Source organism: Geobacillus sp. BMUD (assembly GCF_013096845.1).
In the GTDB taxonomy this organism is placed as follows: domain Bacteria; phylum Bacillota; class Bacilli; order Bacillales; family Anoxybacillaceae; genus Geobacillus; species Geobacillus vulcani.
In genome coordinates this window covers 1-23,068 of the sequence record NZ_SDLA01000005.1, presented here as the reverse complement: position 1 = coordinate 23,068, position 23,068 = coordinate 1, and the positions used below count along the sequence as shown (strand labels likewise).

Annotated in this window: 19 protein-coding genes and 2 pseudogenes; 12 read left to right on the top strand and 9 right to left on the bottom strand. The window is 50.5% G+C overall.

Features of this window, described 5'->3' with window-relative positions:
- The first annotated feature begins 312 nt into the window (after positions 1-312).
- On the top strand, positions 313-1,956 hold the full coding sequence (locus tag ETC05_RS07780) for an SWIM zinc finger family protein (protein ID WP_171660748.1): 1,644 nt from the start codon (positions 313-315) through the stop codon (positions 1,954-1,956).
- Entirely contained in the window at positions 1,953-4,715 is a 2,763-nt protein-coding gene (locus ETC05_RS07775) for a DEAD/DEAH box helicase (protein ID WP_171660747.1), read from the top strand. The genes ETC05_RS07780 and ETC05_RS07775 overlap by 4 nt, the downstream gene beginning before the upstream one ends.
- Before the next feature lie 498 nt (positions 4,716-5,213).
- Here ETC05_RS07775 and ETC05_RS07770 read toward each other — a convergent pair whose 3' ends face one another.
- The 7 genes and pseudogenes from ETC05_RS07770 to ETC05_RS07740 form a co-directional block, all read right to left on the bottom strand.
- Complete coding sequence (locus ETC05_RS07770; protein WP_031406770.1) at positions 5,214-5,777, bottom strand: Uma2 family endonuclease; 564 nt, start codon at positions 5,775-5,777, stop codon at positions 5,214-5,216.
- A 454-nt stretch (positions 5,778-6,231) separates the two neighbouring features.
- Positions 6,232-7,203, bottom strand: a complete 972-nt coding sequence (locus ETC05_RS07765; RefSeq protein WP_031406766.1) for an MTP-1 family protein — start codon at positions 7,201-7,203, stop codon at positions 6,232-6,234.
- A gap of 271 nt (positions 7,204-7,474) precedes the next feature.
- A complete protein-coding gene (locus ETC05_RS07760; protein ID WP_031406764.1) occupies positions 7,475-7,963 on the bottom strand; it encodes a macro domain-containing protein in 489 nt (162 codons plus the stop codon).
- 3 nt (positions 7,964-7,966) lie between these two features.
- Positions 7,967-8,080: pseudogene (locus ETC05_RS07755) on the bottom strand (DUF488 family protein, N3 subclade); the annotation flags it as partial.
- 245 nt (positions 8,081-8,325) lie between these two features.
- Positions 8,326-9,246, bottom strand: coding sequence for a UTP--glucose-1-phosphate uridylyltransferase GalU (galU, locus tag ETC05_RS07750; protein ID WP_031406759.1), 921 nt, complete (start codon positions 9,244-9,246; stop codon positions 8,326-8,328).
- Between the two features lie 373 nt (positions 9,247-9,619).
- Complete coding sequence (locus ETC05_RS07745) at positions 9,620-10,678, bottom strand: BtaManbiosPhlase (RefSeq protein ID WP_031406757.1); 1,059 nt, start codon at positions 10,676-10,678, stop codon at positions 9,620-9,622.
- 2 nt (positions 10,679-10,680) lie between these two features.
- Positions 10,681-11,628 carry an MTP-1 family protein gene (locus ETC05_RS07740; protein WP_171660746.1) on the bottom strand — a complete coding sequence of 316 codons (948 nt, stop codon included), beginning with the start codon at positions 11,626-11,628 and terminating at the stop codon, positions 10,681-10,683.
- 352 nt (positions 11,629-11,980) lie between these two features.
- Here ETC05_RS07740 and ETC05_RS07735 point away from each other — a divergent pair, with 352 nt between their 5' ends.
- From ETC05_RS07735 to ETC05_RS07715, 5 genes are all read left to right on the top strand, one after another.
- On the top strand, positions 11,981-13,264 hold the full coding sequence (locus ETC05_RS07735; protein ID WP_060788615.1) for an ABC transporter substrate-binding protein: 1,284 nt from the start codon (positions 11,981-11,983) through the stop codon (positions 13,262-13,264).
- Between the two features lie 112 nt (positions 13,265-13,376).
- Positions 13,377-14,288, top strand: a complete 912-nt coding sequence (locus ETC05_RS07730; RefSeq protein ID WP_232722120.1) for a carbohydrate ABC transporter permease — start codon at positions 13,377-13,379, stop codon at positions 14,286-14,288.
- Positions 14,251-15,144, top strand: coding sequence for a carbohydrate ABC transporter permease (locus ETC05_RS07725; RefSeq protein ID WP_083509306.1), 894 nt, complete (start codon positions 14,251-14,253; stop codon positions 15,142-15,144). Before ETC05_RS07730 ends, ETC05_RS07725 begins: the two co-directional genes overlap by 38 nt.
- Before the next feature lie 58 nt (positions 15,145-15,202).
- Positions 15,203-15,883, top strand: coding sequence for a DUF624 domain-containing protein (locus ETC05_RS07720; RefSeq protein WP_060788617.1), 681 nt, complete (start codon positions 15,203-15,205; stop codon positions 15,881-15,883).
- A 50-nt stretch (positions 15,884-15,933) separates the two neighbouring features.
- Complete coding sequence (locus ETC05_RS07715; RefSeq protein WP_171660745.1) at positions 15,934-16,947, top strand: substrate-binding domain-containing protein; 1,014 nt, start codon at positions 15,934-15,936, stop codon at positions 16,945-16,947.
- A gap of 60 nt (positions 16,948-17,007) precedes the next feature.
- Here ETC05_RS07715 and ETC05_RS07710 read toward each other — a convergent pair whose 3' ends face one another.
- Both ETC05_RS07710 and ETC05_RS07705 read right to left on the bottom strand, forming a co-directional pair.
- A complete protein-coding gene (locus ETC05_RS07710; protein WP_171660744.1) occupies positions 17,008-17,901 on the bottom strand; it encodes an Rpn family recombination-promoting nuclease/putative transposase in 894 nt (297 codons plus the stop codon).
- Between the two features lie 183 nt (positions 17,902-18,084).
- The gene (locus ETC05_RS07705; RefSeq protein ID WP_171660743.1) at positions 18,085-19,020 is read right to left on the bottom strand and encodes a DMT family transporter; all 936 of its coding nucleotides are present in this window, start codon (positions 19,018-19,020) and stop codon (positions 18,085-18,087) included.
- A 294-nt stretch (positions 19,021-19,314) separates the two neighbouring features.
- On the opposite strand from ETC05_RS07705, the gene ETC05_RS07700 reads away from it, so the two are divergent.
- The 5 genes and pseudogenes from ETC05_RS07700 to ETC05_RS07680 all read left to right on the top strand — a co-directional run bounded on the left by ETC05_RS07700 (position 19,315) and on the right by ETC05_RS07680 (position 22,946).
- Positions 19,315-19,788 (top strand): hypothetical protein, encoded by a 474-nt coding sequence (locus ETC05_RS07700; protein ID WP_171660742.1) that lies wholly within the window; start codon positions 19,315-19,317, stop codon positions 19,786-19,788.
- An 87-nt stretch (positions 19,789-19,875) separates the two neighbouring features.
- Positions 19,876-20,373 (top strand): L,D-transpeptidase family protein, encoded by a 498-nt coding sequence (locus ETC05_RS07695; protein WP_031406741.1) that lies wholly within the window; start codon positions 19,876-19,878, stop codon positions 20,371-20,373.
- 263 nt (positions 20,374-20,636) lie between these two features.
- A pseudogene (locus ETC05_RS17810) lies at positions 20,637-20,798 on the top strand (transcriptional regulator); the annotation flags it as partial.
- 622 nt (positions 20,799-21,420) lie between these two features.
- A complete protein-coding gene (locus tag ETC05_RS07685) occupies positions 21,421-22,182 on the top strand; it encodes a DeoR/GlpR family DNA-binding transcription regulator (protein WP_031406739.1) in 762 nt (253 codons plus the stop codon).
- Between the two features lie 131 nt (positions 22,183-22,313).
- The gene (locus ETC05_RS07680; RefSeq protein WP_253263972.1) at positions 22,314-22,946 is read left to right on the top strand and encodes a four-carbon acid sugar kinase family protein; all 633 of its coding nucleotides are present in this window, start codon (positions 22,314-22,316) and stop codon (positions 22,944-22,946) included.
- The last annotated feature ends 122 nt before the right edge of the window (positions 22,947-23,068 follow it).

Genomic DNA, 23,068 nt, shown 5'->3' with positions numbered 1-23,068 from the left:
TCTACTGGAAAAACCGCTCGACAAAACAGGCGTTATAGCGGCACCCCGCGACATCTTCCCGCGCGAGGAAACAGCCAATCCGTCTTTTCTTCTCCGCTCAAGAGATTGCACACCGTGAAGCGCCCTCCCCCTCAAACCGAACGATTTCGTCAAACGATGGGATCGCTTCCGCCCACCGCGCCAACTGCGCCTGCACGGCCGGCCGCCAACGCGCGACGCTAGCTGTGCATTTCCGTGAGAAGCACATAGCGCTCCGCTTTCCAGCATGCTATAATCGAAAGATAGATAATCGAACGGAAAGGACGGACCGACATGCTGCAAACCACCGTTTCCAAACCGCTCTTGCAACAGGCGGCGAGCGAATTGATCAAGGAATTCCCATTTTCCATCTTCCACCCTCTGATTCAAAAAGGGCGCGACCTAGCCAGAAGCGGCCTCGTCTATAATGTCATGGTCGTCAACAGCCATGAAGTGGAAGGGGTCGTTTCCGACACCACCCCTCATGAAGTCATGCTTGATTTGACCCATGCCTCCCGCCGCCATCGCTGTCCTTGTCCGACGGAAGGGTTATGTCCGCATATTTTAGCTCTATTTTTCTATGTCTACGGCAATGTCTTCGACAACGGGGAACTGTTTCGCCTTTGGAAAAAAGGGCAAATCAGCGCCGCGCCGAAAGAACTGGCCGCCCATGAACCAAACACGCCGGCTGCAAAACGGACAGGGAAAACGGCAAGCCTTCCGGTCGTTGCCCATGAAACCGTTGAAGACTGGTGGGACCAATTCGAACGACAGTACGAAGACTTTTTCGCGCGCCAGCAAAGCGGAACCAACTGGCCGTATCGATTGGCCTTCCAGCTCCTTCCGAAGCTGGGCAAAAACGAAGGAAGGCAGGCCGGCGCCCGTCCGTTGCGGGAGCTTCACGCCGCTCTGTTTTTGCTGGAAAAACTTCGCGAGTACGGAGAGGCGCAAGGGTGGAGCGACGGCGGATTCAGTTCTTACCGGCAATTTTCGTGGCATCAGGACGTCAACTATGTCGCTGGCCGCGCCTTGGCCGCCTTGGAAGCATTCTCCACCCAGTCGCCGCCGCGATCGCTCAACGCCTTGGTTGAACAGACGATTTTATACGTTCGCGATGGGCTGTTTTGGGAAGGGGAGCTGTCGCCGTTCGGTTATGACCTTTACACCACCGCCTGGGAAACGCTGTTTACCAAGCCAGCCTGGCGCCAAGAAGAACGGGCCGAACTCCTTCGTCTGGCCAAAAGCCAAGACAACATCCGCGCCGCCATGGCGGCTGCTCATCTTTCCTTCCTGCTTGGCGAAGACGACGAAGCGATCGCGCTTTACCGCGCGTTCCCCGATCAGGCAGGCGTGTTTTTGGCGGAATGGTTCGGACGATTCATCCAAAACGGCCTCCTAAAGCGGTTTGAAGCCGTCTGGGAAAAAACAAAGCGCGACTGGCCGCTTTATCTTTCGCATATCCCCGCTTTCGCCCGAAACAGTTTTTTAGGTGAAGCCGCGCACTGGTTCGAAATGTACGCCCGCCACCGAAATCGCCCGAACGCATGGGAAGAGTTTTTGCAGCGCAGCCTCCCATACAGCGTCAACGAGTACACTCATTTTTTGTATAAACAAAGACGCGATCAGGAACTGGTGGATCTATTCTTATGGGCGAACATCACCGCCGATGAGCTGCCTCCGCCGATGCTCAAAACATTGCAAGCGCGCGGGACAGAGCTCGTCATGCCGTTATATCATCGCACGGTGGTGAAGCTGCTCAACGAGAAAAACCGCTCGAGCTACCAAAAGGCTGTCCGTTATTTGAAAACGTTGCGGGCTCAGTACCGCTCCATCAAGCGGCTCGATCAATGGGAGGCCTATCTCGAACAACTGCTCGCCCAGACGGCGCGCCTGCGCGCGTTTCATGAAGAATTGAAGAAAGGAAAATTGCTTCCATGAAAGCATTGGAGACGATTCAAATTTCCTGCCGGTGGAATGAAGAGCTTCGATGCTTCGAGCTCTCCGGTTCCACCCATCCCTTTTCATGGGTTTCACCGTTATTGGCCTGGCATGAAGAAACGTTTTACGGCACCATGATCGAAATCGAAAACAACATCGTGCGGTTATCGCCTTGGCAAGCGCTCACTTGGTTCGCGTTGCGTCCGCATTCGCGCTTTTCAGCCATTGAATGGGCAGACGAATTCACCGCCCGCTTGGAAGCGTGGGCGAAGCACATCTGGAACGATGTGCGCGAGCGCCGCTTCCTTCCTGATGCTTCCTTATGGAAAAACACAGGCGGCGCATGGAACGAGGCGGGACGCACCCGTTGGCGCGGCGCGGACGATGACCCCGATCCGTTCGTCGCCACATGGCGGTCGCTGGCGATCGCCGACTGGCTCTCCCGCGACCCGGAACTCCGCCGCCTCTGGGGCGAAATCGTCCAGGCGTATCCATTGATCGCCGCTCAGAGCGGCCAATGGACCGGAACAGAGGAGGACTGGCTCGAACAAATCGGCTGGCTCGGCGACCGGCCGCCGTTTACCGTCGGCTTGCGCCTTACAGAACCTAAGAAGGACGGGGAATTATGGACGCTCGAGCCGTTAGCCCTCGCCCTCGATGACAGCGTCATCGCGCCCCTTGATCATCTGCCGCGCGCTTGGCGTCCATATGAATCATCGGTCGCCCGGGCCATTCACCGCATTCGGGCAATCGTGCCATGGCTTGGCGATGAAAACGAGTCTTTGCTTCGCGAATTGTCCGATGACCAAGCGTGGCGCTTTTTATCGGAAGAAAGCTTAAAGCTGACGGAAGCGGGTGTGAGGCTGCTGCTCCCTGATTGGTGGCATGACATTCGCCAGGCGCAGCTGGCCATTAAAGCGAAGTTGTCCCCTTCCGTCCGCACCGAATCGCTCTTTGGACTCGAACGGCTCTCCGAGTTTGACTGGCGGGTGGCGGCCAACGGCATCGAATTGACGGAAGAAGAGTTTGCCGCGCTGGCCGAACAACAACGGCGCCTCATCCGCCTGCGCGGCCAATGGCTCATTCTCGATCCCGCCTTAGTCCGCCGCGCCCAAGCGCTCATGGAGAAGGCGAGAAAAGAAGGGGTGCCGATTCATGACGTCGTCGCGCAAACGTTATTGGCGGAAGCCAACGAACGCGAAGAGGCAACGGATGAAGCGATCCCGATCCACATCGACGTTCATGACCAATTCCGGGCGCTGATCCGCCAGCTGCAAACGATCGATGAGCTCCCTCGCGCGAACGTGCCGCCATCGTTTCACGGCGTGCTCCGTCCGTACCAGCAACGCGGCGTCGACTGGCTCGTCTTTTTGCGGCGATTTGGCTTCGGCGCCTGCTTGGCCGATGACATGGGGCTCGGCAAAACGGTGCAGCTGCTTGCCTATTTGGCTTACGTCAACGAAACCGAGCGCCCGAACGCGCCAGCTCTTCTCATTTGCCCGACAAGCGTAATCGGCAACTGGCAGAAGGAATGCGCCCGCTTCACCCCAACTTTGCGCGTCTACGTGCACCATGGGCCGAACCGGGCGAGAAACGATGCCTTTTTGCAGGCGGCAGGGGAGGCTGATCTCGTCATTACGTCCTACCACCTTGCCCATTTGGATCATGACGATATAAAACAGATCCATTGGCATGCCATTTGCCTTGATGAAGCGCAAAACATCAAAAACGCCCAGACGAAGCAGGCGCGCGCCATCCGCCGCTTGAACGGCAACCATAAAATCGCCCTATCCGGCACGCCGGTGGAAAACCGTTTGAGCGAGCTTTGGAGCATTTTCCACTTCTTAAATCCGGGCTACCTCGGCAGCGCCGCCGAATTCGAACGCCGGTTTGCCGGTCCGATTGAAAAAGACGGTGATGCCCGGAAAAAAGCGGCGCTCCAAGCGCTCATCCGTCCGTTTCTGTTGCGGCGGACGAAAACCGATGAAGCGGTCACCCTCAATTTGCCGGATAAAATCGAGCAAAAAGAATACTGTCCGCTCACCGTGGAGCAGGCGGCTTTGTACGAGCAGCTCGTCAACGACACGCTCGAACGGGCGAAAGCGGCGAGCCCGTTTGCGCGGCGCGGGTTGATTTTGCAGATGATAAACGGCATCAAGCAAATTTGCGACCACCCAGCGCTCTATTTAAAAGAACGCCAACCGCGCCAACTGGTCGAACGGTCGCACAAGCTGGAAAAACTCGTTGAACTCGTCGAGCAAATTCGGGCGAACAACGAGTCTTGCCTGATTTTCACCCAATATGTCCGGATGGGGGAAATGATTCAAGAGCTGCTGTCCGACCTGTTGGATGAGCGGGTGCTGTTTTTGCACGGCGGCGTCCCGAAACCAACGCGCGACCGAATGGTTGAGGAGTTTCAAGCCCAACACGCGTCGATTTTCCTGCTGTCGCTCAAGGCGGGCGGCACCGGGCTCAACTTGACCGCCGCCAACCACGTCATCCATTTCGACCGTTGGTGGAACCCGGCCGTCGAGAACCAAGCGACCGACCGCGCCTACCGCATCGGGCAGACAAAATTCGTCCACGTCCATAAGCTGATCACAACCGGGACGATTGAAGAAAAAATTGACGAGATGCTGGAACAAAAACAAGCGCTCGCTGATGTGATCACCGAAGGCGAAGCGTGGATCACCGAGCTGTCGGACGATGAACTGCGCGACTTGCTCGCCTTATCCGCCGCAGCGAAAGGAGACGCTTGATCATGACGGAAGAAAAGCCAAAGCGCAAGAAAAAAACGGCGGAAAACCCGTGGGAGAAATTGCTGAAGCGGATGGAAGAAAAAGTGAAAGAGCGGGAAAAGCGGCAAAAGCAACCGTAAAGGTGAGCGATGAACGCCGCCTCAATCCATTCCATAGGCAATGGTTTGTCCTTCACCCAAGCATGAAAACCATGGCTCGTCGGCTTCGGATTTTCATAGAAAAGTTCCATGGGCAGCGCGATCTGCTACCCTCCACCTAGGGATGAAAATCCGCGTCAGTGCGGCAGTTTCACGGAAAGTGCCATGGGCAGCGCGGTCCGCTGCCCTCTACCCAGAGATGAAAACCAACGCTTGCCAGCGTGGGATTTTTCACGGAATCCATGGTCAATCGTTCACCCTTAGGCATGAAAATGACTGATGAAGGTGCGCACATTTTCTAAGAAACAGCGTGGGATTGCTCCCACGCTGTTCGCTTTCAAGCCATCCTCTCGGCATCCTATCAATGAAACAACTCGGCCATATCGATTGCGAGCCCGGGGAAATACACAGAGCGAACCGTTCCTGTTTTCACTTGAACATCCGCCTGCTCATAGAGCCGTTCTTTATTGAGCACATACACCGTCACAGCCTGTTTCATCGGATTGACTATCCAATATTCATGGACACCGCACGCCATGTACAAATTGAACTTTGTGACAAGATCATGCGCCTGGTTCGACGGACTGAGAATCTCGACGATCAACGGAGGAACCCCGATATACTTCGCTCCATCCAGCCCTTTTTCGCCGCAAATGACCGTCAAGTCGGGAACCACCACATGTCGTTCCCCTGTTTGCTCATCGACCAGTTCCACATCAAGCGGCGCTGCCAACACATCGCACGGCTTTCCTCGAAAAAACAAACTGAACTGAAAATGAAGGCGGCTCGAGATGAGCTGATGCCGAACGCTTGGCGACGGGGTCATATACACGGCCCCATCAATATACTCTAAACGATCATCGCTTTGTTCACGCAGGACCCAATAGCGCTCATACGACACACCAGAAGCAAGCGGCAAAGACAACGAAGGCCCCTCCCCATTCCCCTTTTTTCTCAGTATACCGGATGGCTTCAGACGGGGCAACGGGAGGAAAATGGCCTTTCCTAGGAAGGCGGTGATTTAAGGGAGTAGGGCGCTTACCCGCCTCGTTTCGCAAATACAAAAAACCCCGCGGCAGCAGTCCTGCTTTTCACACGTTCCCCCATCGATCAAGAGAAACAGTTGTTTTTCACCGGCCTTCCAGGAGAGCAACTTGCCCCTGATTACCACCGGCCATTGTTGTCTATCCTCCAAACAAGCCACGTTCATGTCAAACATGGAGAAACCAATCATTGTTGACCTATCGTGTGAAACCGATCAACGTTTATGTCAAACCGACCTTCTTCCTACCAAGCAAGAAACATCGCGACCAAACGGAAAAAGGATCGGCCGCCAGCCTTCCTCATCAAGAGAAGGTCTGTCGTGCCGATCCTTTTCGCTAAACGGAAGCATACATCCGATCAAGTTCTTGCGCCTCGTACTTGACAAACGGGTCGATCAGGGAAATTTTTTGCGCCTCGGCATCGCCGACGCCGGCGTATAGCTCGGCGGTGCCGTCTCCTTTGCGGATCAAGCCGCCGCTGAAGACGACGTTCGTCAAATCCGGCCGCTTCGCCGGTCCATCCAAAAAGTGGGAGCGAAGCGCCAACAATTCCAGATCTGAGCGCTCCATCGTCTCCGGATTCAATACGAACACCATCGGATAGTAATGGCGGTTGCCGTGCTCGTCAAAGCAGGCGATATGGCCAAGCGCCCCAACGAGCCCGTTTGCCAACAAATGCGCTTCATTCACACCGCCCCATTCCTCATCGGTGAATTGGGCGTCAAGCAGCGGAGCGGCTTCAATGACGTCCGGCGTCAAGTCATCAAGTGAAACAATGCGAGTAAAGCCGATCTTTCCGCGTCCACCCTTTTCCCCTTGCGGCCGGGTGAAAACGCCGATTGAGCCGTCTTTCAGCTCGACAAGCCGAATATCTTTCATCCCGTCCGGCCCCTGCGCGAACGGTTTCAGCCCACGGATGTTCGGGCCGCGGTAAAAGACCGTCCGCCAACAATACTCGCCGCTAAACACCGGATGCGGAAACGTTTCCACCCCGCCAAACACAAGCTGGCCGTGAATGCGCGCCACAAACGGATCTTGCAAGGCAAACACCGGCGCTCCTTCGCGTGGAATCCAAACCCCATCGCGCTCCACGAAAAAGTACACTTCCGACTGTTCGCTGTCCCGCGATTCGACGCGGCCAGCGATAACCACCTCGCCGTCATCTTCAAACGGCGCGGAAATATTATAAACGTCTCGATCCCCAACACCCGCAAAGCGCAATTTTTGCGGCTCAAACGGCTGTGGGGCCAGGCGGAATTCATCGACTAACACTTGGCATGTCTTCAATGTCGGTGATTGGAACAGCATCATCATCCCTCCAGGCGTTGCCAAAAACGCCGTACGCCTTGTTTTTGGCTGTTGTCCCTGAACAGGCTTGCACAGGAAATGTTCGTTGACTTCCTTTTCCCCAAGTCCCATTCATCGGACAGGAATGGCAGCGCCACCTCCTAGGCTAGACAAGGAAGTCCATGAAACTCGTTTGTGTGTTATATTATAATATGATATGGAGAATTGTGAAACACGTTATTGTTTGCCAAAAAAAGAAGGGCCAAGCGTCTGTCAAGGCCCTTTTTCTTCCTTATTCATCTGGCTGAATGTGACGGATCAACGACTCATCGATGTCCACAACCACAAACTCCACATCCGTTACCGGCTCGAGCACCTCGACAAACAACCGCGCCACTTTTTCTTTGTCAAGACCCCCAACACCTGTCCCGAGCGCCGGAAGCGCCACCTTCTTGATCCCGTGCTCCCGGCAGTGCGCGACCAGCCGCTCGAGGCATTGGCGAACGATCGCATACGACGTCTCCCCTGCCGGCTGCTTCATCGTCACAAGATGGATCACACCGCGAAACGGCAACGTTCCCGCCCCCGTCACATACAGATCGCCCGGCTGTGGATCTTGCGCTTGGCAGATGCGGATCGCCTCTTCCTCAATCACGCGTCCGCCCGCTCGGCGAATCGCCGCCGCCACCCCGCCGCCCATCGGCCCGATGCCGTTGGCGGCATTGCAAATGTACTCGACCCCTTCCACCTTCGTCAAATCGCCGACCATGGCGCGAATCACCGTTCATCCCTCCTTGCTTCGCCTCGCGGCTAGTTTGCGCAAAACATCACAGAGGACAACGGCATGGTTATGCCGCTCGTCCTTGGCCGCATACAACAGCGTCACCGTCCCGGAAAGCCCATTTTTCGGCGTATCCCTTTTTGATGAATACATAGAAGGCCGGTGATTGAATAGCACATACCGCTTCCCAGCATCGTTTCTCCAATAGAAAAACCTCATAACATCGGGTCTTCTTTTCATACGTTCGCTCATGGATGAGGAAAAACCGCTGTTTTTCACCAGCCTTATAGAAAAATGCCGCTAAACCATTCGCTTCGTCCTTTTCACTATTCTCCACCCCGTTTGACGCGGGTGGGCGTCTGTCATTTTTTGTGCGCACCGTCGCCCTGTTCGCTGTTCACTGCCCCTGATCCCTTTGCCTCCGCTACAATCCGCTCCAAAAACGAAAGCAAGTCACTCCGCAGCTCCTCGTTTTGCAGAGCAAACTCAATCGTCGTTTCAATAAAGCCGAGCTTCTCTCCGACATCGTACCGTTTTCCCTCAAACTCGTAGGCAAAGACACGTTGAATTTCGTTGAGCCGCCCGATCGCATCAGTGAGCTGAATCTCCCCACCTGCGCCAACTTCCTGTTTCTCTAAAAACAAGAAAATTTCCGGCGTCAACACGTATCGCCCGACGATCGCCAAATTCGACGGCGCCGTGCCCGGAGCTGGTTTTTCCACGAAGCGACGCACCTGGTAGCGGCGTCCTTGCTGCTCAAGCGGGTCGATGATCCCGTAGCGATGCGTTTCTTCCTCCGGCACGCGCTTAACGCCGATCACCGAACTGAACGTCTGTTCATACTGCTCAATGAGCTGTTTTAAACAAGGCTTTTCCGCCTGGACGATATCGTCACCCAACAGCACCGCAAACGGCTCGTCTCCAATGAAATTGCGCGCGCACCAAACCGCATGCCCCAGCCCTTTCGGCTCCTTTTGGCGAATGTAGTGGATGTCGACCTTCGACGGCTCTTTCACTTTCTCCAGCAGATCCAGCTTCCCTTTTTGCTTGAGCATCTGTTCCAACTCAAACGCGTAGTCAAAATGGTCCTCAATCGCCCGCTTCCCTTTCCCGGTGACGATGATGATGTCCTCAATGCCTGAGGCGATGGCTTCTTCGACAATATATTGAATCGTCGGCTTATCAACGATCGGAAGCATTTCCTTTGGCATGGCCTTCGTCGCTGGCAAAAACCGCGTTCCAAGTCCTGCTGCCGGGATGATGGCTTTGCGCACCTTTTTCATTTCTGCTGTTCCTCCTCCATTCCACGATGATCGACCGTTGGCACCCTATCTAGAAGAGCGGTGATGGTAAGGGAGTATGCCGCTTACCAGCCTCGTTTCTCAAATAGAAAAACCCTGTAGTATCGGTACTCCTTTTCACACGTTCCCCATCGATCAAGGGAAACAGCCGTTTTTCACCAGCCTTCTAGAACTATATCCTTCGATCAATGTTTACATCGATTTAGCATTGTATGGTGAACAGTTGCGTTGTTTTTATTATACCAAATCCTGTGGAATGGAAAAGAAACGAAACCGTTGCGCCAACCCAAAAAGAAACGCCCGGCCGTTCGGGCGTTTCCATTCTGGCATCGCCACCGGCGGGCAAACTTTAAGGTTATACTTTCACAAGCGAATCCAAAATCTCGCCGAGCTTCAGCTCGACGCACGCCATCGACGTATCGGCGGCGCCGTAATACATTTTCACGACATCGCCCTCAACGAGCGCTCCGCACGAGAACACGACACGCCCGAAAAAGCCGTTCACTTCGTAATCGGCCTCCGGCTCGACGAGCGGCCGCTCCGAGCGGGCGAGAACTTTCGATGGATCGTTCAAATCGAGGAGCACCGCCCCCATGCAGTAGCGGTGGTCTTCCGACGCCCCGTGGTACAGCTCAAGCCAGCCGTGCTCCGTCTTGATCGGCACCGCCCCGCCGCCGATGCGGGCGCTGTCCCATTTTCCTTCCCGCAAACCGAACAAAAAGCGGTGGTTCCCCCAGTAGCGCAAATTGTCCGACTCCGCGATCCACACCTCAGGGCGGCCGTTGCTTCTTGGCACCGGCCGATGAAGGGCGTAATACTTGCCGTTGATCTTCTCCGGAAAAATGAGCACATCTTTGTTTTCCGGCGCGAAGATCATGCCATGATGCACAACCGTCCGGAAATCCGTCGTTGACACCATCGCTTCGCCGACTCCTTTGGGTGAGACGGCACTGAAATAAATGTAATACGTTCCATCAATACATGTGATGCGTGGATCCTCAATGCCAAACGTCTCAAGCTCATTGGACGGATAGACGAACGGCCGATCCTCAATCGCAAACCGCCGCCCATCTTGACTTCGGGCGAGGCGCAAATAGGAAAGCGACGTCAAATACAAAAACCGCTCCGTCCCTGCCTCTTTAATGACCCTCGGGTCGGAAAAATCATAGCGCGGGTCGTCCTTGCGGAACTCGTAAACATCGACCTTCCCCGTCCGTGGATTCCACACCGGCGCTTTCACCACGTTCGGGTCATCCGAAACCGGCCGCTCGGCCACCCGCAGCAGCAGCAACACTTCCCCTTGAAATTTCGCCACCCCAGCGTTAAACGCCCCGATCACTTCAAATCCGTCATGGTACGGCGACACATCGTTCGGTGTAATCAGCGGGTTTTCTTCGTAGCGGTAAAGGTGCATCGTCACCCCTGCCTTTCGTATTTCGTAAATGGATCAACAATCGTTAGTTTTTGTGCTTCTGCGTCACTTGTTCCAGCATAAAAATCGGCCGTGCCATCCTCTTTGCGAATCAGTCCACCGCTAAACACCACATCCGCCAAATCCGGCCGCTTCGCCGGACCGTCGAGGAAATCGGCTCTGGTGGCAATCAACTCCATGTCCGACGCTTCCCCGGTATCCGGATTGAACGCAAACACCATTGGATAATAATGACGGTTCCTCTCCTCATCAAAGCAGGCAATATGCCCGAGAACGCCGACCAACCCATTGGCAAGCAAATGAATTTCATTGGCGCCTCCCCATTCCCCGTCCGCAAACTGGCCATCAATCAACGGGGCGTCTTGAATCGCTTCGACCGTCAGTTCCTCAAGCGAGCCGACACGGGTGAATCCGATTTTTCCGCGTCCGCCTTTTTTCCCTTGCGGACGGGTGAAAACCCCGACCGATCCATCCTGCAGCTCGACAAGGCGGATGTCTTTCATCCCATCAGGCCCCGTAAAGAACGGCGTCAAATCATGGAGCGTCGTTCCTCGGTAAAACACCGTCCGCCAATACAGCATCCCGCGCAGCACAGGATGAGGAAACGTCTCCACACCGCCAAACACCAAATGCCCGTGCACCCGCGAAACAAACGGATCCTGCAGCGCAAACACCGGCGCCCCTTCCCGCGGCACCCATGTCCCTTCACGCTCGACGAAAAAGTATACTTCGGATTGCTCACTGTCTCTTGCTTCCACCCGTCCAGCAATGACCCATTCGCCACCGTCTTCAAACGGCGCGGAAATGTTGTACACATCCCGCCCTCCAACGCCGGCAAACACGAGTTTCTCCACCCGAAGCGGCTGCGGTGCGCGCTGGAATTCCTCAAGCAATGTCTTGCATGTTTTCCTTGTCGGCGTCCTCAATAGCATCCATATCCCCCTAACTCTCTCATTTATCACACGAATAATCAAGTTACAATATAGTAATTAACAATATGCATTTTCACATTACAAAACGATAAACTATCAAGTCAATATCTTTTCGATATTTTTACTCAATATTACGCGCACCATGTTAGGTTCATACCTACAGTATCAAATAAATAACGCAAAACGATGTCTTGTAAGCAAAAATGAAAACGACCCCTCCAAACTATGTAATTTAAGTTTTGTTAATTGACAAAATCGAAAAATAATGTAATAATCAGGTTACAAAATACTTTATTTTTTAACTGCTATTGTTAGCGCTACCAAAACAGTTAACAAAAAGGGGGAGAACAATGTGAAAAGAAACTTTTGGCGAAAAGTCATATCTGGAGTCGCCGTTGCTTTCATGTTAACTGGAATGATTGGATGCTCTGACAGTTCAAACACAGCGAAAGAGGGCTCCTCTTCGTCTAGCAACAAAAAAGTAGAATTAAAGGTTGGAACCTGGGCAGGTGCTCAGGAATTAAAAGAATTCCAAGCAATCGTCGACAAATTAAATCAACAAGCAAAGGACTATCATCTAACAATCCAAAGCATTCCAGCTGATTATTACAAGAAAATTCAAACGATGGCTGCTGCTAAGCAAGCCCCTGATTTATTTTGGCTATCCCAGGAGTACATACCTATGTACGCGAAGTTAGGAGTAATCTCACCAATTGATGAATATGTAAAGGATCACCCAGAAGTAAACCTTGATGATTACTTTGAAGGGCCATTGAAAATTGGGGAAGTAGATGGAAAATTGTATGGCCTTCCTTGGATTAACCAACCAGTAATGCTCTATTATAACCAAACACTCTTTGAAAAGTATGGAGTGGAACTTCCGAAACCGAACTGGACATGGGAGGATTTTAGAAAAGCAGCCATCAAGCTGACAAAGGATACAAATAACGATGGGAAAGTTGACCAGTTTGGAACTGTTGTTGATGGATGGCCGCCAATCGCACTCTGGATTTGGACATATGGTGGAGAAATTGTCGACAAAGATGGGAAAGTGCGCATCGATGAGCCTGAAGCAATCGAAGGCATTAAAATGTTTGACCAACTAATCAACAAAGATAAAGTAACCCCGTCTAAAACACAGGCCCAAAATACCGGTGGACCTGAAATGTTCAAAACTGGAAAAGTAGCTATGTTCTTCGGTGGGGCTGGTGACGATTTGGAAAAACAAATCGGGGACGCATTCAAAGTCGGTATGACAAAAGTACCTCATGCAACGAAAGAAGCGACATTCAGTTGGATCGCTGCCACCGTTATGTCAAGTACAACGAAAAACAAAGAAGTAGCAGCAGAAGCGCTGATCGATCTAACGAACGCGATTCACGAGTGGAAAATACTTCCCCCAACAAAATCAGATTTAACAAATGTAGCGAAAATTCGCCCTGACAAAGCATATGCTATTGATGTAATCAAAGAAAGCTCGACCATTTCGCGTGGCTTCAATAACCAAGATAAACAAAATGAATTGGATACAGCGATTTGGCAACAGTTGTATGAACCAATCCTTTTAGGCAAAAAATCGCCTGAACAGGCTGCAAAAGATGCTGGGAATGCTCTTCGCAAAATTTTAGGTCAATGAAAATTAAAGAAGAGGCTGTCTACCTCGCGACTTCAAGACGGCCTCTTCATTTCTGTATTTTTTGATGATTCATTGAATGGTTTTTATCCTAAACAATATGAAGGTGGGACTCGTGAAAAAGAACATTAAGAAATATGAAGGGTATATATTTATCCTACCATGGATCTTAGGATTTTTTATTTTTACTATTTTCCCCATTGGATTCGCCTTCTATATCGGTTTTACTGATTGGAATTCGTTTACTGAACCTAAATTTATTGGTCTAGATAACTATATTTCCCTTTTCAAAGACCCAAATTTCTTAAATTCTTTAAAAGTTACCGTTATCTATGCTGCATTCGCTATCCCTTTAGGTATCGTATCTTCTCTCTTAATTGCTGTAATTGTTAATGTAAAAGTGAAAGGAATCTACCTTTTTCGTACTGCCCTTTATCTCCCAGCTGTCGTTTCGGGCGTATCGATTGCCCTACTGTGGAGATGGATTTTAGACCCCGACTACGGTTTGATCAATTTTCTTCTTTCTTATATAGGGATTTCAGGGCCTAATTGGCTCGGTGACCCGGCTTGGGTATTGCCTTCGTACGTGATGATGGCCATTTGGGGAGCGGGGGGTGGAATGTTGACTTACCTTGCCGGCTTACAAGATATTCCTCGAAGTTTATACGAATCGGCTGAAATTGACGGAGCCGGTTGGTGGACTAAATTTCGTCACATTACCCTTCCGATGCTTAGCCCCGTGATTTTTTATAATCTTGTCATGGGCATCATCGGAGCATTTCGTAAATTCAATGATGCCTACATCATTGGAGGCGCAGGTAATCAAGCACAATTTTACATGGTTTATCTATATGAGAACGCCTTTAATTTTTACAAAATGGGATATGCCACAGCGATGGCTTGGATTTTATTTATCATTATTTTATTGTTGACTTTACTCGTGTTCAAAACCTCTCCCCTCTGGGTCTTCTATTCAGGGGAATTAGAGAATGGCAAAAAGAAAAAAACAAAAAATAAAAGTAGGTGAGTTAACCATGCCATCATTGACGATCACTCAACGGAAACGCATCCAAACCATTTTTGTCTATCTGTTCTTGATCGTCTCTTCAACAGCTACAGTGTTGCCTTTACTATGGATGATTTCAACATCATTAAAATCTGGAAGTGTTATTTTCCAAATCCCTCCTCAGTGGTTTCCTGATTCTCTTCATTGGGAAAATTATCAACGCGCCATTACGGATATTCCATTTTTCTTATACTTAAAGAACACTGTCATTATTACATTTTTTCGTATGATTGCTGAGGTGTTTGTTTCTGCTTTAGTAGCTTATGGATTTGCCCGTTTTGACTTCCCCGGAAAAAATATTTGGTTTATGATTTTATTATCAACGATTATGTTGCCGGGAGAAATCACAATGATTCCTGTATTCATCATGTTCAGCAAATTAGGATGGATCAACACCTTCAAACCGCTGATTGTTCCTGCCTTCTTCGGGGGACAAGCTGTATTCGTATTTTTGTTGCGCCAGTTTTTTCTCACCATTCCGCGCGAGTTAGAAGAAGCGGCACTTATGGATGGCGCGTCACGATGGCAAATATTTTATAAGATTTTCTTACCTTTATCAAAACCTGCCTTAGTAACAATCGCTCTGTTCTCGTTCCAGGGTTCATGGAATGACTTGCTCGGACCCTTAATGTACCTGAACGACTCGAATAAATTTACTCTCCAACTCGGACTTGCCATGTTTAATGGAATGACAAAAGTCGAGTGGGGCCCTCTGATGGCAGCTTCCTTGCTTGTGTTGCTTCCAACATTAGTTTTATTCTTTTCCTTGCAGAAATACTTTGTCGAAGGCATTTCCATTACCGGCATTAAAGGATAAATGGGGGAAGAAAAGCAGAATTCCCCCTGCCTCGACTAATTAGGAGGAATAGAGGGTCATGTCAACAATGGATATGCAAAACAATTTGTTTTATCGGCTGATTTTACATATTTATTGGCTCACTGTCTGTAATTGTTATTTCTTTTTATTTTGCATCCCATTTTTATTATCTTTATTTTGGTTTTGGAATCACCCGAACACTATCACGTTGTTACTCACATTGGTTTCCTTTATTCCGATTCCACCTGCTTTAACAGCCTCGTATCATGTAATGGGAAAAATCATCAGGGAAAAGCAGGTAGAACTCACAAAATCATTTTTTTACGGAGTCAAAACCAACTTTATCCAATGTTCTATGCTGGGGCTCTTCCAAGCAATCCTTACTATCATTTTGGCAGTCGATATCTTATTTATGAAACAACATGCGCTCGGTTTATATGTCATACCATTTTTATATATCTTATTATTGTTAAACGTATGTGTAGGAATATACTTATATCCTTTACTTTCTTATTTTCAAATGAAAAGTTGGGCTGCCATAAAATTAGCCATTTGGTGCTTCACGACAAAGTGGAAAACGACAATCATTTTATCAGCTCTTATTGCATTATTATATTTATTATTGTACCATTTTCCTAAAATACCTTGGTATCTTGTTGTTGGACCTTTTTGCTTTGCTGTTATGTATATCACAAGTCATCTATTTGTGGAAATCGAAGAGCACTTTCAATCCAATTAAACTTTTTATGACAATAATGATAAGCAAATCGAATAGTAGGTGTAGACTACATGAAAAAACGCATCACCATGCAAGACATCGCCGATCGGCTGAACATTTCCAAAAACTCGGTCTCTCAAGCGCTGCGCGGCAAAGAAGGGGTCAGCGAAGAAACGAGGGAGCTTGTGAAGCGTGTAGCCAAAGAAATGGGATATGAATATCCCGCCTCCCGCGCGAAGTCGCGCGGTAAACCGCCGAAGCAAATCGCCCTCATCGCCTCGGACCGCACGTTTTCGCTGAAATTTTTTGGTGAAATCTACTTAAGCATTGAACAGGAAGCACTATCACACGGCATGAGGCTGCACATCCAATCGGTCAATGAACAACAAAAACAGCAACTCCTGCTGCCTTCGTTCATTGAAGAAAAGGTCGTGGACGGCATCATCGTCCTTTCTCACATCAGCACCGAGTACATTCAACAAATCGTCGCCACTGGCATCCCGACCGTCCTGGTCGACCATCACCACCCGAACATTTCCGCTGACGCGGTGCTGACAAACAATCGGTTCGGGGCGTATGTGGCCGTCCAACATTTGTTGGAGCTCAACCATACCGACATTGCGTTTGTCGGCGACGTCAACTATTCGCCAAGCTATCAAGAGCGGTATGAAGGGTACTTATTGGCGCTGAAAGACTATGGAGTGAAACCAAACGAGGAGTGGATGTTCTGTCAGGCGCAAGAGGACGAAACGGTCATCGCAGGCTACATCCGCGAACTGAAGCGGCAGCCGACCGCCTGGTTTTGCGTCAATGACGGGCTTGGCTTTTTCGTCAGTACCAGCCTGCAGCAATACGGGCTAAAAGTGCCCGATGACGTTTCCGTCTGCAGCTTTGACAACGGACAGCTGTCGCAAATCGCGACGCCGAAAATCACGACCGTCGACATCGACCTGAAGCGCTACGGCAAACGAGCGGTGGAATTGTTGCTATGGCGGTGGGACCATCCGAACGAACCATTTCAGGAAGTGCTATTGTCTACGAAACTGATCAAACGGGAATCAACGGCAGCGAAACAGAAGCACTAGGGCGGGGCTGGCCTTTCGCCCCGCCTGTTTGCCAAGCAGCGTGCGGCGATTCCTTTCCATTCACTTGAAGCCGCCTTGTTTCATTTCCTCAATCTCCGCCACAGACAATCCGGTCAGTTCGTGAATCGTTTGCACATCAAACCCTTTCCGCAGCATCCGTTTCGCAATGTGCCGTTTTTCTTGCTCCGCTCCCTCTTTGCGTCCTTCCTCCCGTCCTTCCTCCCATCCTTGAATTTTTCCCCTTTGCTCATATGAGATGATCAATTCGAGCACGCGTTCTTTTTCTTTCGTCTCCATTTGTTCCACCTCGCTTCGGAGCCGTTGTTCTTCTTCATCGGACAGCTTCACATACGTTTCAAAAAAACCTATCAACAGACGCTGTTTGGCCTCGTCTAGCTCGAGACGCACCAACATGCGCAAAAATTGCTTTTTCAGTTCCACTCGTTCACTTTCAGTATACCCCATTTTGCTAAGCAGCGCAGCCGCCACTGGGTTGTCGGTGCGGATGAATTGGCGCCAGTTTTGCTTGCGCAACTCCACATGGAAAAAGCGAAAGTCAAGCACATCGCCAAACGGAAAGGAGAGCGTGAACGAGGAGGGTTCGTCTCGGATGGCATCATAGCTGAAGACGGCAATCGGAATGACCGGAGCGCGGTATTTTTCAAACAAGCGGCTGAAATAAAGAAACATTCGCTCGGGAAACGACGATTGGATGTACGCTTGGTTTTCCACATGAACAATGATCCATCCGTCTTCCCCTTTGAACTTCGTTTTCGCCAGCAAGTCTACCCGGTACTTCTCCCCAGCCGTTACATCCGTAAACAGCTCTTCGGACAAAAACGACAAATGGTTGAAATCAATATGCTCGTGCATATCCGGGAAGAAGAGAAGCACAAATTCCTCAAAAAACGTCTGCAACAGCTCTTTGAACAGCCGGTCGTGATCGATCGCCATACATTCACCTCACAAGAATACGTTTCGTATTCTCTTTTTCGTCATCGTCCGGCAAAATCCTGCCCATGGTAAAAAAATGGCCGTCCCTTTTCGAGAAGAGACAGCCAAACACCAAACCCCTATCTGCTCCTGGCAGCACGAGCGTTCCCTCCTTGCGCGCATGGCGTCAACGCGGGGAGCGCGCTACCCCAGCCCCGCCTTCCTTCCCCCAGCCGCAACTTTCGCCCGGCGGAAACGGGCGATCACGTCATCCATCCCCCCGCTGCCGAGCATCACGCCCGCGACGATGAAGAGAAAACCGGCCAGCTGCATCCATGAAATCGGCTCGCCAAGCAGCCAATGCGCCCCAAGCAGCGAAAAGAGCGGATTCAAGTTGATGAAAACCGCCGACTCGGCCGGGCCGAGGTGCTGCACAGCCTGATTGTAAAACATATGGCCGAGCGCCGTCGCCACGACCGCTGAAGCGAGGAAAATGAGCCAAAGCGGCAGCGTGCCTGTTTTCAAACTCGACAAGCCATGCGGTTCAAGCGCGAAACTTAGGACAAACAGCCAAAGCGACCCAAAGACAAGCATCCACCCTGTCATCACCCGCGCCTCAACCGTCGCCTTTTTGATCAGAATGAAGCTGATTCCTTGCGCCAAGACAGCCAAAAAGACGTACACATCCCCGATTGACAAATGGCCGAGGCCGCCGTCGCCGTTCGCGACGACAAACACGACGCCAAAAAACCCAAGCGCGATGCCGAGCAACCGAAACGACGTCGGCCGCTGGCCTAAAAACACGATCGCCAACAGCGCCGTCACCAGCGGCACGAGCCCTAAAACAAGACCCGCATTCACCGCCGTCGTGCTCGTCAGGCCCAACGCAAGAAAAAAGTGGTGAGCGACGACACTAAACATGGCGGCTAAACCGATCTGTTTTGCTTCGTTCCAGCCGATTTTTTCAAGCCGCCCGATCCCCCATAAAAACAAAAGCACGACCGACCCCGCCGTGAAAATCCTGAACGCCGTCAAGGTCACCGGGGAAAAATGCTCCACAAGAATTTTCAACGCCGTCACGTTCAATCCCCAAGCAACCATGATCCCAACCAGCAGCGCATAAATGAATGATTTCCTCATCGCACCCTACCTCTCCTGCCTGTTCGATTTTCCGCGGAACGCCAAAGGAAAAACGGAGCTCTAACCGCTCCGCCTTTCCGCCTGCTTCCCAATCAGACCAACCGCCGTTTCTCACGCCCGTGCATCATTTCCGACCACTCCTGCCATCCATTTTACTACACTCTGATAAATGTTTTAACTAAAACATGCGGCCGTATGTCTATCCTGCGGCACAGGCCATGGCGCTTCCCCTTTTCCCCGCCCATATCCGCCGCCCATCGTGCATATCGTATAACAGAGAGGGGAGGAGACTCCATGTTCCCACGCTACCGCCAAAAGACGATCCGATCCAAGACCTGGGCGGGGGTTCTCACTGCCGTCGCCGTGTTAGTGGCGATTTTGTCTCTGTTTCTGTCGAGCGAACGGAACGAGGCAAAAGAAATCGTTGACACGTTTTACCGCTACGAACAGGCAGGGGACTTCGGCAGCTCTTGGGAGCTGTTTCACCCGCTCATGAAAACGAAATTCCCAAAAGACGTCTACATCCAGCGCCGCGCCCACGTTTTTATGCAAGACTTCGGCGCCGAAACGTTCGAATACCGCCTTGACGAAGCGGAACACTTGTCTTCTTGGTCGATGTCAGACAAACAAAAACCGTTCCAAGACGTCTACCGCATCCGCGTCATCCAGACGTTTCATAGCGTTTTTGGTGTGTTTGAACTCCATCAAGACGTGTTTGTCGCGAAGAAGAATGGGAAATGGGGCATCGTATTTTCTTACGATTTATAAATCTTGCCAAATGAAGCAACCATCGTAGTTCCTGGTTAACTGCTATCATGGCACTTCTCCATCGAGCGAGAAAGGAGTGAAATGGAAATGTATCAACATATCGTCAAACGCGGGGAAACGATCGCATCCATCGCCAGAGACTACCGCACGTCCGTCGCGGCGCTGCTTCGCGCCAACGGCCTTACCGCCTCGTCCGTCATCGTTCCCGGCCAAGCGATCCTCATCCCTCACCTTCCGGCCAAAGGCTCGATTCCGTATACGATCCATGTATCGATCAGCCGCCGGCAACTCACCTTAAAGTATCGAGGACGAACGATCCGCACCTACCCAATCGGCGTCGGCAAAATGGTCACCGCCACCCCCGTCGGCGACTTTGTCATCGTCAACCGCCAGCCAAACCCTGGCGGACCGTTCGGCGCGATGTGGCTCAGCTTATCGAAAATCCATTACGGCATCCACGGCACGAACAACCCGTCCTCAATCGGCAAATACGTATCCAAAGGCTGCATCCGTATGCACAACAAAGACGTGCTCGAACTCGCCTCGATCGTCCCGAACGGAACGGAAGTGTTCATTCGGCCGTGAGGATTAAAACCAATCGTCATTCGTTATGACAGCCTGGTTGACCAAGCATCCGCTGAAGAGAAACCATTCGGTCTGCGAAAGAAATCCTTTTTGGACCATCTTCGATTTTCAGGACGACGGCCGTTGATCCCGAACGGACAACGCGGTTCCGTTCGGGCGGAAGATCACAACCAATCGAACAGACGGTAAACAAGTGAAGTTGAGACGATGGTGGATGGGATTTCCCTCCACACCAAGGACATTTTGTTTAAGCGGTGAAGAACCAAGAAAAAGAACTAGCGGTAAAACAAAAGGCCTTTGCAATCGCCAAAAACCTCCTCAATGTCTTGACCATTCACGAAGTGGCGAAACGAACCGGGCTGACCGCCGCCGAAGTTGCCGACATCTCTAGGGCAATGGACAACGATCCGTCGCCGATCCAATAGCGCCAAAGAGTCACAACCGTTTGTCCCTTTTCCTCACAGGCAATCCGCACGGTTCTTGCGTGTAGAACAAGCAGCAACCGGACTTGGTCTTCAGTTCGTGTCCGCAAAAACGGGCGCACTTCAAAGTGCGCCAACTTCTCTCTCCACTTGCCTATTACCGATGGGCTTCCTCCGCCAACCACCAATAAGGGCGACGTTTCGTCTCTTCGTGACGCTCCACTTTCTCCGTCCACCAGTGAATCAAAAACAATCTTAATTTCATTACGCCCAAAAGGCCGGTGAAAAACAGTTGTTTCCCTTGATCGATGGGTGAACATGTGAAAAGCAATACCGATGCTACAGGGTTTTTCTACTTGAGAAATGATGCTGGAAATCGGCATACTCTCTTAAATCACCGGCCTTCTAAACACAACGGGTATTCCCAAGGAACTTGATGAAAACTGATGACTCCTATCGGTGAGACACCCTACACCCACTAGCACCTCCCAAACGAGGTGACCTAAAATGGCAAAAAATTTTTACACTTATTGATTGACAAAAACGAACAAAAAGAAATAAAATATTGTTACAAAATAACAACAACATGTTAAATTAGAACAAAACGATCAAAGGATGAATGTACATGTTGCCCAAAGAACGACGTGAATGGATTGAAAAGCAATTAATCACTCAAGGCAAAGTCGACATTGAAGAGCTATCACAGCAATTAAACGTATCAACCATGACCATTCGAAGAGATTTGGCCCTTCTAGAAAGACAAGGAAAGATCGTCCGGACACACGGCGGAGCCATTCATTCACGGGCACTGATTCAAGAAACACCTTACTCAACAAAAAAGGAAAAGAATATGAAGTGGAAACAAGCCATTGCCCGTAAGGCCGTTGAGTTCATCCCTGAAAATGCCAATATCATCTTGGACTCCGGGACAACCACTTTTGAAGTCGCTAAGCTGATCAAAGACCGAGAAGACTTAACAGTAGTCACCAATGATATTAAAATTGCCGCTGAACTCATGGAAAGTCAATTAAAGGTGATCGTAACGGGTGGGGAGCTTCAAAACCAAGTCGGCACATTGTATGGATGGCCAACCCAGGAACTACTTAAAAACATTCAGGCAGATCTCTTCTTTCTGGGAGCCCACGCGGTCGATATCATCTCCGGCGTCACAGCACCTACATTCGAAAAATCGTTAATCAAAAAACTGATGATACAGGCGGCTGAAACAACTTGGTTGCTTGCTGACTCAAGCAAATTTAATCAAAAAGCGTTTTCTCTTGTTTGTCCACTCTCAGAGTTGGAAGGAATTATTACTGACGATGGATTGAATGAAGAAGACCAACATCAATATAGCGAGCATACCAACATAATCATTGTTCACCCATAAGTAAGTTTCAATAACAAGTATTTGCCTACCGGCATCCCATACCGCTCCAGAGTAACAGGAAGTGCTTAAGGAGGTGATTCAACCAGTTGTAATATCAACGATTTCCGTAGACGGGAGGGGAGACAATCATCATGAAAATCGGGGTTATTGCCGATGATCTGACCGGTGCTAATGCAACAGGCGTAAGATTGGCCAAACAAGGATTCAAAACGGCAACCTTTGTCAGAAATGCCTCATTAACCGACATCGAAAAGTACGATGCCGTCTGCATTGACACCGATAGCCGCTATTCTCCGCGGGAAATTGCCGAAGATCGTGTGCGTCAAGCGGTCAGCTACTTCAAACAATGGAATGTTGAGATCGTTTGTAAACGGATCGACAGTACTGTCCGCGGCAACATCGGAATCGAAATTGACACCGTTTTGCGCGAACTCGGTGATCATTCTGTAGCCATTGTCGTCCCTTCTTTTCCTGACTCGGGAAGGATGACAACCGGTGGGTATTTGCTCGTTGACGGTGTACCTGTTCAAGAAACAGACGTAGCTAAAGATCCGTTGATGCCTGTTTATCAGTCGTTCATTCCTGCCCTCATTCAGCAACAAAGTATGCACTCCGTCGCACTGATAGGGCTCGACACAGTTCTCTACGGCGCAGAATCCATCGCACAGCAACTCAGAGAGAAAATCGAACACGGAAACCGAATTATCGTGATCGATGCCGTCAATGACGAACATATTGAAACGATTGCCTTTGCGATGATGTAAATTAGCACATTATTTCAGAATCCCTTTTTCAAATTATTTCGGACGGATTCGGAAATAATGTGCAAAATCTTTGCGAATTATTCCAGGTTTTGCAGATTATTTCCGAACATTTGCACATTATT

Coding starts and splice junctions, on each gene's coding strand:
- ETC05_RS07780 (WP_171660748.1), top strand. CDS start 313: ATGCTGCAAACCACCGTTTCCAAACCGCTCTTGCAACAGGCGGCGAGC.
- ETC05_RS07775 (WP_171660747.1), top strand. CDS start 1,953: ATGAAAGCATTGGAGACGATTCAAATTTCCTGCCGGTGGAATGAAGAG.
- ETC05_RS07765 (WP_031406766.1), bottom strand. CDS start 7,203: ATGCTGTTCCAATCACCGACATTGAAGACATGCCAAGTGTTAGTCGAT.
- galU (WP_031406759.1), bottom strand. CDS start 9,246: ATGAAAAAGGTGCGCAAAGCCATCATCCCGGCAGCAGGACTTGGAACG.
- ETC05_RS07745 (WP_031406757.1), bottom strand. CDS start 10,678: ATGCACCTTTACCGCTACGAAGAAAACCCGCTGATTACACCGAACGAT.
- ETC05_RS07740 (WP_171660746.1), bottom strand. CDS start 11,628: ATGCTATTGAGGACGCCGACAAGGAAAACATGCAAGACATTGCTTGAG.
- ETC05_RS07725 (WP_083509306.1), top strand. CDS start 14,251: ATGGCAAAAAGAAAAAAACAAAAAATAAAAGTAGGTGAGTTAACCATG.
- ETC05_RS07720 (WP_060788617.1), top strand. CDS start 15,203: ATGTCAACAATGGATATGCAAAACAATTTGTTTTATCGGCTGATTTTA.
- ETC05_RS07715 (WP_171660745.1), top strand. CDS start 15,934: ATGAAAAAACGCATCACCATGCAAGACATCGCCGATCGGCTGAACATT.
- ETC05_RS07710 (WP_171660744.1), bottom strand. CDS start 17,901: ATGGCGATCGATCACGACCGGCTGTTCAAAGAGCTGTTGCAGACGTTT.
- ETC05_RS07705 (WP_171660743.1), bottom strand. CDS start 19,020: ATGAGGAAATCATTCATTTATGCGCTGCTGGTTGGGATCATGGTTGCT.
- ETC05_RS07700 (WP_171660742.1), top strand. CDS start 19,315: ATGTTCCCACGCTACCGCCAAAAGACGATCCGATCCAAGACCTGGGCG.
- ETC05_RS07695 (WP_031406741.1), top strand. CDS start 19,876: ATGTATCAACATATCGTCAAACGCGGGGAAACGATCGCATCCATCGCC.
- ETC05_RS07685 (WP_031406739.1), top strand. CDS start 21,421: ATGTTGCCCAAAGAACGACGTGAATGGATTGAAAAGCAATTAATCACT.
- ETC05_RS07680 (WP_253263972.1), top strand. CDS start 22,314: ATGAAAATCGGGGTTATTGCCGATGATCTGACCGGTGCTAATGCAACA.